The organism is Ralstonia mojiangensis (assembly GCF_023955645.1).
GTDB classification, from domain to species: domain Bacteria; phylum Pseudomonadota; class Gammaproteobacteria; order Burkholderiales; family Burkholderiaceae; genus Ralstonia; species Ralstonia mojiangensis.
Genome location: NZ_JAMXHU010000002.1, coordinates 1100933 through 1114165, shown reverse-complemented (window position 1 = coordinate 1114165; position 13233 = coordinate 1100933). Strand labels below are relative to the sequence as shown.

General features: G+C 66.0%; 13 protein-coding genes. 5 read left to right on the top strand and 8 right to left on the bottom strand.

Features of this window, described 5'->3' with window-relative positions:
• Positions 1–75 precede the first annotated feature (75 nt).
• Positions 76–1026: a helix-turn-helix domain-containing protein gene (locus NG898_RS11915; protein ID WP_252692476.1), complete on the top strand. Its 951-nt coding sequence runs from the start codon at positions 76–78 to the stop codon at positions 1024–1026.
• Positions 1027–1115: 89 nt separating this feature from the next.
• Positions 1116–1892 (top strand): PepSY-associated TM helix domain-containing protein, encoded by a 777-nt coding sequence (locus NG898_RS11910; RefSeq protein ID WP_252692475.1) that lies wholly within the window; start codon positions 1116–1118, stop codon positions 1890–1892.
• Positions 1893–1963: 71 nt separating this feature from the next.
• Here the strand turns inward: NG898_RS11910 and NG898_RS11905 are convergent, their stop codons facing one another.
• Positions 1964–2827 (bottom strand): MurR/RpiR family transcriptional regulator, encoded by an 864-nt coding sequence (locus NG898_RS11905; protein ID WP_252692474.1) that lies wholly within the window; start codon positions 2825–2827, stop codon positions 1964–1966.
• Between the two features lie 285 nt (positions 2828–3112).
• Here NG898_RS11905 and NG898_RS11900 point away from each other — a divergent pair, with 285 nt between their 5' ends.
• Positions 3113–4159 carry a porin gene (locus tag NG898_RS11900; protein ID WP_252692473.1) on the top strand — a complete coding sequence of 349 codons (1047 nt, stop codon included), beginning with the start codon at positions 3113–3115 and terminating at the stop codon, positions 4157–4159.
• A gap of 272 nt (positions 4160–4431) precedes the next feature.
• On the opposite strand, the gene NG898_RS11895 is transcribed toward NG898_RS11900, so the two are convergent.
• Positions 4432–6696 (bottom strand): mechanosensitive ion channel family protein, encoded by a 2265-nt coding sequence (locus tag NG898_RS11895; protein WP_252692472.1) that lies wholly within the window; start codon positions 6694–6696, stop codon positions 4432–4434.
• A 66-nt stretch (positions 6697–6762) separates the two neighbouring features.
• Positions 6763–8016 carry an MFS transporter gene (locus tag NG898_RS11890; RefSeq protein ID WP_252692471.1) on the bottom strand — a complete coding sequence of 418 codons (1254 nt, stop codon included), beginning with the start codon at positions 8014–8016 and terminating at the stop codon, positions 6763–6765.
• Between the two features lie 119 nt (positions 8017–8135).
• Between NG898_RS11890 and NG898_RS11885 the strand changes: the two genes are divergently transcribed.
• A complete protein-coding gene (locus tag NG898_RS11885; RefSeq protein WP_252692470.1) occupies positions 8136–8852 on the top strand; it encodes a glutathione S-transferase in 717 nt (238 codons plus the stop codon).
• A 42-nt stretch (positions 8853–8894) separates the two neighbouring features.
• Here the strand turns inward: NG898_RS11885 and NG898_RS11880 are convergent, their stop codons facing one another.
• The 4 genes from NG898_RS11880 to NG898_RS11865 all read right to left on the bottom strand — a co-directional run bounded on the left by NG898_RS11880 (position 8895) and on the right by NG898_RS11865 (position 10564).
• The gene (locus tag NG898_RS11880) at positions 8895–9284 is read right to left on the bottom strand and encodes a hypothetical protein (protein WP_252692469.1); all 390 of its coding nucleotides are present in this window, start codon (positions 9282–9284) and stop codon (positions 8895–8897) included.
• A 41-nt stretch (positions 9285–9325) separates the two neighbouring features.
• Complete coding sequence (locus NG898_RS11875) at positions 9326–9748, bottom strand: hypothetical protein (RefSeq protein ID WP_012436616.1); 423 nt, start codon at positions 9746–9748, stop codon at positions 9326–9328.
• Between the two features lie 336 nt (positions 9749–10084).
• Positions 10085–10312 carry a hypothetical protein gene (locus NG898_RS11870; RefSeq protein ID WP_252692468.1) on the bottom strand — a complete coding sequence of 76 codons (228 nt, stop codon included), beginning with the start codon at positions 10310–10312 and terminating at the stop codon, positions 10085–10087.
• A gap of 42 nt (positions 10313–10354) precedes the next feature.
• Entirely contained in the window at positions 10355–10564 is a 210-nt protein-coding gene (locus tag NG898_RS11865) for a hypothetical protein (protein ID WP_252692467.1), read from the bottom strand.
• 272 nt (positions 10565–10836) lie between these two features.
• Between NG898_RS11865 and NG898_RS11860 the strand changes: the two genes are divergently transcribed.
• Entirely contained in the window at positions 10837–12051 is a 1215-nt protein-coding gene (locus NG898_RS11860) for a hypothetical protein (protein ID WP_252692466.1), read from the top strand.
• A 10-nt stretch (positions 12052–12061) separates the two neighbouring features.
• Here NG898_RS11860 and NG898_RS11855 read toward each other — a convergent pair whose 3' ends face one another.
• Complete coding sequence (locus NG898_RS11855) at positions 12062–13210, bottom strand: cation diffusion facilitator family transporter (protein ID WP_252692465.1); 1149 nt, start codon at positions 13208–13210, stop codon at positions 12062–12064.
• Between the last annotated feature and the right edge of the window lie 23 nt (positions 13211–13233).

Here is a 13233-nt window from a genome sequence, read left to right as displayed (position 1 = left end):
TGGCGCCGCCGGAGACGGTCACAATTACGCGGCAGGTAATCGCCGCAGCTACCCGACTCTGCTTCAATAGGTGACATGACGCCCACCAAGCCCGCCTCCGCCTCGTCCATCGACGACACCCTCATGCTTGAAGACGCCCATGCCTCCCATGGCGCCCAAGTGGCGATCGAGCCGCCTGAAGCGGCGCTCTCGCGCTTCCCGCAGTTGCTGCGCTTCTGGCGCACGCGGCGCGGCTATAGCCAGCTGGCGTTGGCCCTGGCGGCGGGTGTGTCACAACGGCACGTGAGCTTTCTGGAATCGGCCCGCGCGGCGCCCAGCCGGAACATGATCCTGCAACTGGCCGAGGAGCTGAACGTGCCGCTGCGCCATCGCAACCAGATGCTGCTGGCGGCCGGTTTCGCGCCCGCCTATTCCGAGCAGGGCCTCGCGACGCCGGCCGATGAGGCCTCGCCGATGATGCAGGCGGTGCGCCAGGCGGTGAAGCTGATCCTTGATAAGCAGGCGCCATATCCAGCCATCGTGCTCGACCGCTTCTGGCATGTGCTCGACGCCAATGCCGCGCATCGCCGCCTGATGCGCTGGGCCATCGGCGACGACCGATCCGAAGGCGCGCCGGGCGCCGTGAACATGATGAAACTGGTATTCGACCCGACCGCGCTGTGGTCGGCCATCGCCAACCGCGATGTCGTCGGCCGCTACCTGGCCCGGCGCGTGCGGCAGGAACTGGCGCTGCAAGCCATCGACCCTGCCACGCAGCGGCTGCTGCACGACATCCGCGCGATGCAGCCGGCGCTGTTCGATGCGGCCGATGCGCCGGCAGCCCACGCTGCGCCCGCGCACGATGCCGGCGATCCGCCGCCGTTCCTGCCCATTTCGCTGCAGCGCGACGGCGTGACGATCTCGCTGTTCTCCACGCTCACCACGCTGGGCACACCGCGCGATGCGGGGCTGCAGGAGATGCGCATCGAGTGTTTCTATCCCGCGGACGAAGCGTCGCGGCGGGCGTTGGAGCGTATTACGCTGTAATTGCACCTGATTGCAACGAGAATCATTCTCATCTATATTGGCCGGTCGATTTGCCTCCGTCCGGCGACCCTTGCGCCGCCTTGTGCTTCATGACCGACCTGTCCCATCCCCCGCTTTCGGCTGAGCCGGCCGCCAAACCGGCCGCCCATGCTCGCCCGGCCAAGGCCAAATCCGAACACCCCGCCAACCGTCGCGCCACGATCGTCCGGTGGCTACGCAAGACGCACGGCTGGTTCGGTCTGTGGGGCGCGGTGATGGGGCTGATCTTTGGCGTGTCGGGCATCTGGCTGAACCACCGCGCGGTGTTGAAGCTGCCCGTGGCGCAACAGCGCATCAATACGCAGATCGCCCTGCCCGACCCCGTGCCCGCAACGCCTGAAGCGATGGCCGCGTGGCTGCAGCAGACGCTGAACACACCGGAGCCGGCCACTCGCACACGCGTGGAAAAGGCCAAGCCGGTGGCCTGGGCCGAGCGCCCGGCCAAGGGCGAAGGCGCCAAGGACGACAAGAACACCGACGCACCGCGCGAACCCGCTGCCAAGCCGCTGATGCAGCCCGAGCAATGGACCTTCAACTTTGGCAGCGCCACCACGCAAATCCAAGCTGAATACTGGGCCGGCAACCGCTCGGTATCGATCCGCCAGACTGACAACGGCTTCCTCGGCACGCTGATGAGCCTGCACAAGGGCGTCGGCATGACGGTGCCATGGATTCTGCTGGTGGATACGCTGGCCGGCTGTCTGATCTTCCTGTCGATCTCGGGCCTGTGGCTGTGGGTGATGATCACCAAGCGCCGCACGGTCGGCTGGACGATCTTCGGGCTGGGGAGTCTGCTGGCGATCGGGCTGGCGATCTCGCGGCTTTGAGTGCCGCATGTGTGGTGGATGGCGCCCGCGTGGCGCCATTTTTTTCGCCTTCGCGGCTTCGTTGCCGTCGCTTACGGGCGGTCGACGCTGCGCTCGGTGAGCAGCCGCTGGATTGCCCGCATGCGCGAGCGCACCATCTCATCGCGGCGCTGCGCCACGCAGGTCATCAGGATCTCGATGACGGTCAGATGCACGAGATACGCCTCGGTGCCGACCCGCATCACCGCATCTTCCGGCACGTCCACCGTCAGCGCGATCTGCGCGCGCTCGGCCAGCGGCGTGCCCGCCTGGGTGATGGCGATCACGCACGCGCCCTGCTCGGCCGCATAGGCGATCGACTCGAGCAGATACGGCATGCGCCCCACGTGCGAGAACGCCACCACGACATCGGACGCGCCCAGCATAGCGGCCGACACGAGCTGCAGATGCGCATCAAAGTAAGCATTGGATGGCAGCCCCAGCCGCATCAGCCGCGCTTGCATGTCGTTCGCCATGAACGATGAGGCCGCGCCGGCCGCATAGCAATCGACGCGGCGGGCGCGGGCGATGCGCTCGGCGGCGGCGTCGACTTGTGTGGTGGACAGCGATTCACGCAGCATGGCCAGCGCACGCGTGGCGCCATCGATGACCTTGCTGGCGACCAGCGCCGGCGGATCCGCCCGGCCGACATGACCCGGTAGCGTCGGCTGCGCGTGCGCCAGTTCAGCGGCCAGCGTGGCCTTGAACTCGCGCAAGCCTTCGAAGCCGAGCGCCTGGCACATCCGCACAATGGTCGGCATCGACACGCCGGCGCGCACGGCCAGCGTCTCGACGGATTGCTCGAGCGACAGCTCCGGCGCCTCCAGAATCAACCGCGCTACGGCCTGCTGCGCCGGCGAGAGCGCGGGCAGCTTGTCACGCAGGGCGTTGAGCAGGGGAACGGAGAACGAGGGCATGAGTACGTGGGCGGCAAACGGAAATCAGCGTCGCCAGTGTAGCGGCAGCCCTGCACCACGCCGCCTGCCCGAGGGAAAACCCCCAAGAATCTGTAAGCCGGCGGTTTACGCTCAATGCCCCTTCAGCGGGCAACGCCCCACCCGGCGCGACGTGTGCGGCGCTTTGCCGGTGCATGCGTAACTTCAACCCTTACAGCGCAGACTTGCCTGAGAGTCGGCCCCCGAGCCAGGCCGGAAATCCCATTCCGGCCGACACAACAGTCGTCACGACAACAAGGGAGCCACATGACCATTTCGATCCGTTCCATTCCGCTATCGGCCGTTGCACTGTCGGCGCTGCTTGCCTGCGGCGCGGCGCACGCCCAATCGAGCGTCACGCTGTACGGCGTGATGGAAACCGGCCTGCGCTACAGCACCAACAACGACGCCGACGGCCACGGCAAGGCCGAGATGGCGGGCGGTTACTACAGCGGCAGCCGCTTCGGCATTCGCGGCTCGGAAGACCTGGGTAACGGGCTGAAGGCCGTGTTCCACCTGGTCAGCGGTTTCGCGCCGGACACGGGCGTGGGCTCCACCAACGACATGGGCTTGGGCGGCTACAAACCCACCACGCCCGCAACGTCGCGCCTGTTCGGGCGCCAGGCGTATGTCGGCTTGGAAGGCGGATTCGGCTCGCTGACGTTCGGCCGGCAAGAGAACCTCGTCTTCAACACGGCCGGCCAGTACGACGCACTCTCCATCGGCAACCTCGGCGCAACGGCGTGGCACGTGACCGCCACCGGCGTGCGCATCGACAACTCGGTCAAGTACGTGGGTGATTTCAACGGCTGGCGCCCGGGCGTGATGGTTGGCATGGGCGAGCAGGCGGGCGCGTTCTCCGCAGGCAACTACAGCGCGCTGTCACTCAACTACGCCAGCGGCCCGTTCGCCTTCGGCGGCGCGTGGGAGCAGCAAAAAGACCTGCAATCGGTCGGCACCCGCACGTGGACGACCGGCGGCAGCGTACAGGTCGGCCCCGCCAAACTGATGCTCGGCTACATCAACTACCGCGACGGCACGCCCACCAAGAACGACCTTATCCTCGGCGGCGTGAAATACGACTTCAGCGGCCAGTACAACCTGGTGGTGGGCGGCATGGCCACACGCCAGCGCGACCCCGGCGGCCTGCGCTACACCGCATACGCGATCATGAATTACGTGGTCAGCAAGCGCACGTGGCTGTACGTCGGCATGGACTACACCCACCAGAAGGACGCCGGTACCGTGCTCGCAGCCGCGCTACCCAAAGCCTCGCAGACCGGCGTCATGGTCGGCATGCGCCACGGCTTCTAAAACGAAGCACAAGGCCTGGGCGCCAACACCGGCGCCCAGACGGTTTGGCCGTACCCTGCCCTAGATGGCGCCTTGGATTTGTGTCGCGGGGAGGAAAAAGAGGGGAGGCCTGTCTGAGCGCAGCGAGTTTGCCTCTCCTCCCTCCCGTGACACAAATCCAAGGAGTCTTTCGCCATCTCGGGCGCGCCTTTCTTTGCTTACTTTCTTTGGCAAGACAAAGAAAGTGAGTCGGTCCCAGCAGGGGACGAAACAGCAGCAAACCACCAACGCCCTTACGCTGGCGCCGCGGCAGGTGGTTCATTGGAAGCCGACGCCCCTTTCTCCTGCCCACCCCGCGTCATCCACGCCTCAAACGCCGCAGAAGTCCGCAACACCGTCCCCGGCGCCGCCAGCGGCACGTGCGCCTTGTCGAACGCATCCTTCAGCACAACGTTGAACGCCCGCAGCACATCCGCCTGCTTCTGCGGACGCGTCTTGAACCGCCCCTTGACGATCATCGCGCCACCTTCGAAGCGGTCCAGCCCGAAAATCTCCGCACCGCCGAGCAGCGTGTAAGCAAAGCGCGGCTCACCAGCAATCTGATCAGCCGCCGTGCGCACGAGATCGATCGCCTGCTGCGGCTCTGCCTCCATCGACACGCGCACTTCAAAATCGGCAAACGAGTAATCGCGCGAGAGATTGCGCACGGTCTTGATCTGGCTGAACGGAATCGACAGCACCGCGCCTGTGCCATCGCGCAGCCGCACCGTGCGGATGGTCAGGTTGATGACAGAGCCCGTGGCCACCCCCACGTCCACCGTATCGCCCACGCTGATGGTGTCTTCCATCAGGATGAAGATGCCGGTGATGAAATCCTGCGCCAGCGACTGCGCACCAAAGCCCACCGCCAGGCCGATCACGCCGGCGCCGGCCACCAGCGGCGTCACGTTGACGCCCAGGTTGGCCAGCACGCCAATGCTGGCCGTCACCACCAGCGTCACCTTCAGGCCATTGCGCAGCAGCGGCAGGATGGTCAGCGCGCGCGTACTGGGCTGCGCCCGCGCCGAGGCCGGCGACAGCGCCCGCAAGATCGCCGTGTCGAGCAGGATCCAGACGAGCCAGGTGGCAAAGACGGTGCCGATCAGGCCCACCATGGCATCGGCGATGCGCTTGCCGTTGACGGAGCTATGCGCAACCTCCACCAGCGTGTGGCCCCACACGCGCAGCACCAGTTCCAGGAAGGCGATCCAGATGACGAGCTTGATCAGCGCGCCAACGAAATGCTTGAGCCTCTCCACATAAGGCGAGCTGCGCGCCAGGCGCAGTTGCGAGCGCCAGTTCGCGCGGGGGCGAATCAGCGCCGACAGAAAAAACGCCGCCACCAGCAGCAGCGACGTCATCACCGCGCGGCGCGCAACGGCGTCAACGTTGTCGGGCGTCGTCAGCGTGGCCACAACGGTGGCGCTCGCCAGCACCACCACCGGCACCGGCCAGAACGCAGCCAGCAGACGGCGGACCTGGTTGCCCGCGTGTTCGCCGCTGCGCAGTTCCAACGGGCGATTGGCGATCAACTGCCCGATCGGCCGGCGCGCCCACAACGCGCCCACCGCCAGCATCAATGACGCCACCACGTTGCACACCGTGGCCAACAGCAGACTGAGCGAGCCGCCCAGCACCAACGCAACGCGCGGATCGACCAGCGCATCGCCGCAAGCACCCAGACTGGCGGTCAGAAAGATTGGCCACATGCCGTGCTTGAACAGGTATTCCACTGCCACGCGCCGGTGCGCGCTGCCGGAAAAGAGCGAGAACAGCATCGCCACGCCCGCCGTGATGATCGCGCCCCAGACGATGGCGTAGGCCAGCACCAGCGCCAGGACAAAGCCGGGCGAGGCATCGCGCTCCAGCCGCATGATGACGGCAAAGGAGATGGCCCATGGCCCGATCTTGCGCAGCGCGTCGATCAACAGCGCGCGCGTGGTCGGATGCGGCCCGAGGCCCGCGGTGAGGCCAAACACACGGCGGATCAACCAGCCCAGGCCGAGCAGGCCACCGGCAATGGCGGCCCAGATGCCAACGGTGCTGGCAAAGTCGGCGGCCAGCGGCATGCGTTTGTCGGGCGAGAAAAGCAGGCTCGCATTGCCGCTGGCGGCCTCGATGCGGCGCAGCCAGTAGCGCGGCGCCCCGGCTTCCACATCGGCCTGCAAGGAGCCGTTCTCGATGAGGGACGCCACCGCACCCAACAGACCAGGCGCCTGTTCGGCCTGCACCTTCTGCTGCGCGCTCATGCCGTCGCGCAACTGCTTCAGTTCATTGACGAGGGCCGTGCGCTGCTGGTCGTTGTTGAGCAGCGTGATGACGGTGTCGAGCGACTGGCGCGTCTGCGCGGGGTCCGCCGCAGGCGCCGATGCGCTGGCGGTGGAGGTTGGCAGCCCGGCCAGCTTGGAAAACGACATCGGGGCCGCGTCGGCCAGGTTGGCGACGCACGCCATCAGCAAAAGCAGTACCGATGCAAGCGGCCACAGTCGCCGCGTCAGGAAGAGAGAGTGAGTACGCATGACAGGAAAAGCGATCGTCCGGACATCGACCACGGCACGATACGCGAATTCCCCGGGCGCACAACCTCAGCGCTTGGCGCCCGGTGGCAGCGGCGCCCGCTGCCAGAGCCAGGCGGCCGTGCCGAGCGCACATGCCATGCATGCCATCACCAGGGCCACCACCCCGGGCCAGCCCCACGGTGCGTAGAGCTTGCCGCCTGTCGTGCCGATCAGGCTGGAGCCCAGGTAATACGCGAGCAGATACAGCGCAGCAGCTTGCCCCTTGGCACGCTGCGCACGGCGCCCAACCCAGCCGCTGGCGACCGCATGCGCGCCGAAAAAGCCGAAGGTCAGCAACGCGATGCCGCCAATCACCAGCGCCAGCGGCCTCGCCAAGGTCAGCAGCACGCCCACCGACATCAGCACCGTGCCCGCCAGCAGCATGCGGCCCCGGCCATGGCGATCCGCCCATCGCCCAAACCATGCCGAAGCGCCAATACCCAGCAGGTACACCATAAAGATGCCGCCCACCGCCGTCTGGCTGAGGGCATACGGCGCATCGAGCAAGTGGAAGCTGGCGTAGTTGTAAATGGTGACGAAGCCGCCCATCAGCAGAAAGCCCATGGCGAATAGCGCGCGCAGGCCCGGCTCGCGCAGATGCGCGCCCAGCGTGTCGAACAGATCGCCCAGCGCCACGCCCTTGCGCGGCACAAAACGGCGCGACGGCGGCAGCAGCCACAGGAAGGCCAGCGCCGCGAGCAAACCCAGCATGCCGGTAAAGCCCATGGCGGCACGCCAGCCGAAGTGGTCGGCCACGGCGCCGGTCAGCACCCGCCCGGCCATGCCGCCAAAGGCCGTCCCACCGATGTACAAGCCCATGGCCATGCCGAGCCCTTGCGGATGCACCTCTTCGGCCAGATACGCCATCGCCACCGCCGGCACACCGCCCAGCACCACACCCAGCAAGGCCCGCGTGGCCAGCAACCCGTGCCAGCCCGGCAGCACCGCCGCCGCCAGCGTAAGCACCGACGAGAGCACCAGCGACACGCCCATCAGCGTCTTGCGATGAATCGACTCCGACAGCAGGCCTGCAAACAGGATCGCGAAGGCCAGCAGCAGCGTCGATGCGGACAGCACGAGGCTTGTCTGCGCGGGCGTGAGGCCAAAGTCGTGCGCCAGCATCGGCATGAGCGGCTGCACACAATACAGCAGCGAGAACGTGGAGAAGCCCGCCGCGAACAGCGCCAGATTGGCGCGCAGATAACCGGGGTGGCCGCGGAGCAGCCAGCGCGAAGGATCAGCGGGTTCGATGGCGGGCGGGGAAGAAAGCGGAGCGTTCACGGCGGGCGGGTTGAAACAAGCGCAGGGGCAAGCGCCTATTATCGTTCGCAGGCACTGTTCCCGCTGCGCTGCGGCATTGCTCTTGCTGCGCAGCCCCCACCACGTTTATCCGCCCGACCATGGAAACCACGCTCTACTACTGGCCCGAAATCCAGGGCCGCGGCGAATTCGTCCGGCTGGCGCTGGAGCAGGCCGCCGTGCCTTATACCGACCTCGGCCGCGAAGATGAATCCGCCATCGAAGCGTTTCTCGACGATGCCGGCATTCCGACGCCGCCGTTCGCGCCGCCGTTCCTGCTGGCCGGCCAGTTGGTGATCGCCCAGACGGCCAACATCCTGCTCTACCTTGGTCAGCATTACGGCCTGGCTCCGCACGACGAAGCCGGCGGCCTGTGGACGCACGGCCTGCAACTGACGATTGCCGATTTCGTGGTGGAGATTCATGACACGCACCACCCCATCGCGTCGTGCGAGTACTACGAAGACCAGCGGCCCGAAGCAAAGCGCCGAACACAGGATTTTTTGGACAATCGCGCGCCCAAGTTCCTGCATTACTTCGAGCGCGTGCTCGACCGCAATCCCGCTGGCCCGACATGGGCCGTGCGCGATGCACTGACGTATGTAGATTTGTCGCTATTCCAGATCGTGGCGGGGCTGCGCTACGCGTTTCCGCACCACATGCAGCGATATGAGCGCGAGCTGCCGCATCTGGCGGCGCTGCATGATCGTGTGGCCGCGCAGCCGAACATCGCGGCGTATCTGGAATCGCCGCGGCGCATTCCGTTCAACACGATGGGCATCTTCCGCCACTACCCCGAGCTCGATGCGCTGAAATGACAAAACCCGGCACAGGCCGGGTTCGCATGGAGGTTCAATCGTTCAGGCCGCTAACGGCGTATCGGGCAACCGGCGGCGAATGTCTTCCAACGCCGCGGGCCAGCTTTCGATGGCCGCCAAGTCGTGGATGTCCTGCAGATCGATCAGCAGATCCACCACCTGATCGTCGTCGACATTCACGCCGGAGCAGCGCAGCGCACACGCCAGCGGATCGTCGCTCGGCACACGCAGCAGGCTCACGCCTAGGCGCTCGATGGCGCTGCAATAGAACGCATCGTCGATGAGAATGCCGACCCCGCACCGGCGGTTGTCGAGGCCGCGGTAGCGCGGCTCGCCGTCGGCGTCTTCAGAGCGGCATTGCTGTGCGAGCAGGTGTGCGCGCACGCGTTCAAAAATGTCCTCGATGGCGAGGAACGTCCCCTTCCCTTTCATGGCGTCACCTTCTTTAGGGTGATCTGTGACCGGCCGGTCGGTCAGAATGTATCGACAAGAGCGCCGCTCAGGCCGAATTGGCGTGCGATCGACTGCAGGCGCTCCTTCCACTCCCACGTGCCGAACACGTCATGCGCGTTCTGCAGCTTGGAGAGCAGCTCGACGGTGTCGCGGTCGTCCACGTCGATGCGTGCGCGCTTGAGCGCACGGCGCAAAGCGATGACACCAGCGTCCATGTAACGCGGGATCTCGTTGGTGGGCTTGAGGATGTAGCGCACCGGCACGCTTTCCATCGACGTCGTGTAGTCGCGCACGCCGATCAGGTTGCCGATCGGGCAGCAACGGCCGCCCTGGCCGTGGTACGCCGCACCGCCGCGCGGCAGGATGGCAGCACCGCCCTGACCGAACAGATGGCGGACTGCGCCGTCGTAGATTTCTTGTTTGCTGAGATATTGCGTTTTCATGTTGTTTCCCCTGACCCCAGAGTGCAGGCGTCGCCGATTCGATTCACTTCCGACTTCCGGCCTGACGTTGCGTCCGACGTCGCACAATCTGCCATCCGTGCGATCTATCTTGATTCAGGATGCACCAGAACCATGGGCCGAAAAAGGACCGGAATGTAAGTCATTTTTACCGTTTGCTTTTTGGCAACGGATTGCCCGCAAAGGTGCGTCAGTCAACGCTTTGCGGGTGCTCCAGACACCACGCGATCGGGCCGTTTTGGCATGCCCTGATGCGCGTTCGCAACAGCATGTGCGCATGACTGCGCGCACGTGGTGCATGCGTCGTAGGCGCGGCGCTTACATCCCGATGATCTGGTCTGCGTGGCCGAGACAGAAGCCGCGTCGGTCATGGTGCCCGCAGGTGGGCATCACCTCGTAGCCGGCGGCGCGAAGCAATACAGCGCGCGCGGCCACTTCCACCGGAGGCAGCGGTTGCCCCGAGTCTTCATCGCGCAACAGCCGGCCGAGTTGGGCAAACGGCTGGCGCAGCAGATGGTCCAGATCAAGCGATCCGCAGTACCGCATCACATCACCTTCTTGAAAACAGCGGCGGCACCGGGCACACCGTTACATCGATTCGTCTGCCAGCTCAGGACACGCAACCAGCGTCCGGCGCACACGCGCATAAGCGGCACGCTGAGCCCAGATCGCGTCGGTCAGGGCCGCGATCAGCGCGTCGCGCGGCAGGCCTTGCGGTGCCACGCCGAACTGCGCCTCCACGGTACGTAGAGCCTCCGTCACTTCGCTTCGCCATCGGGCGTCGAGTCGCTGGGTCATGTTGTTCTCTTGGGTCGGTTCTGGCGCGGTGGGCGGCGGGCTTGTGCCCACTCTGGCCGCGCTGGGAAGGGATTGGCGGAATGGGTTCCGCTCTTGTTTGTGAAGAACGGCACACGGGACTGAAACTTGATCGCCTCGGCGGGGGGTAAACCAGCGCCTCCGCCATGCTTGGCGACATCCGGCGACTCCGCCAAACGGGCTCCCCCATTCGCGCAGCAACTTCGGCGGGCGCCCGTGGCCCAATCGGTTCTAAAACCGCCACCGAGCCACCAATGAAGATGGAGCGTCACGTGTCCCGACTGTCTTTCCTGCGCCGTACCGTGCTGGCCGTTGCCTGCGTGCTGGCCGTGCCCGCCGTTGCGACGGCCGGCGCGTCCGACCCACGTCAATACATGCATGGCATCAGCGCGGTGCCTGGCGCAACAGCCAACACTTTCAACGTGTTCTTCAGCAGCTCGGGGCTGCCCCCGCGCGGCGCCGATCGCAGCGGCAGCTGGCCGCATGATGTCTATGTCGCGCAATGGCATGCCGACACGGGCGTGCTCGATGCCCCACGCATCTTCATCCAGAAGCCCGAAGCGCAGGAGCCCGTGACGGTGGCCCGCAACCGCGCGGGCCAGGTGATGGTGTCGTTTGAAGACGGGTGGAATGCGCCGGAAAACGTCAACCAGCGCTTCGGCATCTACGACACCGCGCTGCGGCCCATCAAGCCGTATCCGCAACTGGTGGAATCCGGTAGCCACTCGGGCCATATCACGGCCGTGGGCGACCGCTTCGTGGTGTTCTATTCCGACGGCTGGATCACCGGCGGCGGCGTCGACAACCTCGGCAGCGGCAACGGCGTCTACCTGAAGGTCTACGACGGGCGAGGCCGTCGCCTGCACAACGTCGATGTTGCCGATGGCCGGCGCGAATGGTGGCCCATGGTGGCAGGCGGCAGCACCAATGCGCTGCTGGCGTGGCAGCAGTTCGTGCCAGGCCAGACCGAAGCCAATCTGAAGATCGCCGTGTTCGATCCCGTCAGCGGACGCGTGACGGGCGAGCAGCTTCTGCACAAGCATCTGCAGTACTACACCTACAGCGTCACGTGGATGCCGGCGATCGAGCGGTACTTGCTGGTGGGCGTGGCCAAGGGCAACGGCTTTGCCGACCTGATCGACGCCACGGGCAAGGTGCGTGCGTCCATTCCGTGCATGCCGGCAACGGTGCGCGAAGCGGGCATCACCGTGAACCAGAACACCGCCTACACGCCCGCCGTCGATGGCCGCCTGCTGCAGTTGCAGGCGGGGCCGGATTCGCTCACGCTATCTGCCACGCTGATGAACACCGACGGCAAGCGCGTGCAATGGCGCCCGGTGGGCAGCACCGGTTTGCTGCGCACGTCGGGCGCAATCGATTGGATGTCGTTGACGGAAAAGGGGCTGGAGCAGCTGCATTTCGACCCCGCCAAGACGCAGCCGGCCAACGCGGTCGATCAGTGCCGCTAGCGCGACCGACTCAGACGTCGGTCACGAGCACGCGCAGGCGTACCAGACCATCCCACCTGGTGTGGATGGCATCGGCAATGCGGGCGATTTCGGCAGCCAGTGCCGGCGGCAGGACTAGGTCGACCTCCACTGCGCCATCGACGTAATGCAGCACGCAGTGGCGCGCGTCCAGCGGCGTGCCGGTCGGCAGCAGCTGTACCAGCGCGGCATGCAGCGCATCGCGGTCGGGCAGCGGCACGGGGTCGGTCGCAATGTGCTCGCGCGGGTCGACGTGAATCTGCACGTCGAGCACGGCCATGGCCGTATGCGCCGTCAGCACGTTGGTGCGAGCCCGCACGGCAATCGCATGGCCCTCGCTCACGGAGACACGCGGGTCGACCTCGATATGCGCATCCACCAATGCCTGGTCGCCTGTCACACGCGTACGCAGATCGTGCACGTTGATCACGCCCGGCGTGGCTTCCAGGCTGGCGCGAATGGCCTCCACCTGCACGGGCGGCAAGGCCCGGTCCATCAGGTCATTGAGCGCTTCCCACCCAAAGCGCACGCCCACACGGCCGATCATCAATCCGACGACGCACGCCGCCACCGGGTCGAGCCAGTGATAGCCCATCAGGTTGCCCGCCACGCCAATCGCCGCCACCAACGACGACACCGCATCGGAACGCGCATGCCACGCATTCGCAATCAGCATGCGTGAGTTGATGCGCTTGGCCACGGCCAGCATGTAGCGGAAAAGCCCTTCTTTGGCCGCCAGCGCGATCAACGCCACCACCAGCGCCAGACCATGCACCGGCGTCGGCCCCTGCGGCGAGCGCAGGCTCTCCACGGCGGCCCAGATCATGCCCGCGCCCGCCCCGATCAGCAGCAGCCCGAGCCCCAGCGACGCGGCGTTCTCATAGCGCGCGTGGCCGTATTGGTGGTCTTCGTCCGGCCCCTTGTGGCTGTTGCGGTTGGCAATGAAAACAATGCCATCGGCGATCAGGTCGGACAGCGTATGCAGCCCGTCGGCCACCAGACCCTGCGAATGCGACCACAACCCCGCCGCAATCTGCCCCGCCGAGAGCAGGCAATTGACGCCTGCACTCACCAAGGTTGAGCGTTCGGCGCTCTGCTGGCGCGCGGCCGCTGAAGGTGCTGTCGAGGATGTTGGCGTCATGGGAAATCGGTGCGATCAAGCGT

Excerpts from the sequence above, each read along its gene's own strand:
- NG898_RS11875 (WP_012436616.1), bottom strand. The coding sequence starts at position 9,748 with ATGAAAACGCAATATCTCAGCAAACAAGAAATCTACGACGGCGCAGTC.
- NG898_RS11860 (WP_252692466.1), top strand. The coding sequence starts at position 10,837 with ATGAAGATGGAGCGTCACGTGTCCCGACTGTCTTTCCTGCGCCGTACC.
- NG898_RS11865 (WP_252692467.1), bottom strand. The coding sequence starts at position 10,564 with ATGACCCAGCGACTCGACGCCCGATGGCGAAGCGAAGTGACGGAGGCT.
- NG898_RS11900 (WP_252692473.1), top strand. The coding sequence starts at position 3,113 with ATGACCATTTCGATCCGTTCCATTCCGCTATCGGCCGTTGCACTGTCG.
- NG898_RS11870 (WP_252692468.1), bottom strand. The coding sequence starts at position 10,312 with ATGCGGTACTGCGGATCGCTTGATCTGGACCATCTGCTGCGCCAGCCG.
- NG898_RS11885 (WP_252692470.1), top strand. The coding sequence starts at position 8,136 with ATGGAAACCACGCTCTACTACTGGCCCGAAATCCAGGGCCGCGGCGAA.
- NG898_RS11910 (WP_252692475.1), top strand. The coding sequence starts at position 1,116 with ATGACCGACCTGTCCCATCCCCCGCTTTCGGCTGAGCCGGCCGCCAAA.
- NG898_RS11880 (WP_252692469.1), bottom strand. The coding sequence starts at position 9,284 with ATGAAAGGGAAGGGGACGTTCCTCGCCATCGAGGACATTTTTGAACGC.
- NG898_RS11855 (WP_252692465.1), bottom strand. The coding sequence starts at position 13,210 with ATGACGCCAACATCCTCGACAGCACCTTCAGCGGCCGCGCGCCAGCAG.
- NG898_RS11905 (WP_252692474.1), bottom strand. The coding sequence starts at position 2,827 with ATGCCCTCGTTCTCCGTTCCCCTGCTCAACGCCCTGCGTGACAAGCTG.
- NG898_RS11915 (WP_252692476.1), top strand. The coding sequence starts at position 76 with ATGACGCCCACCAAGCCCGCCTCCGCCTCGTCCATCGACGACACCCTC.
- NG898_RS11895 (WP_252692472.1), bottom strand. The coding sequence starts at position 6,696 with ATGCGTACTCACTCTCTCTTCCTGACGCGGCGACTGTGGCCGCTTGCA.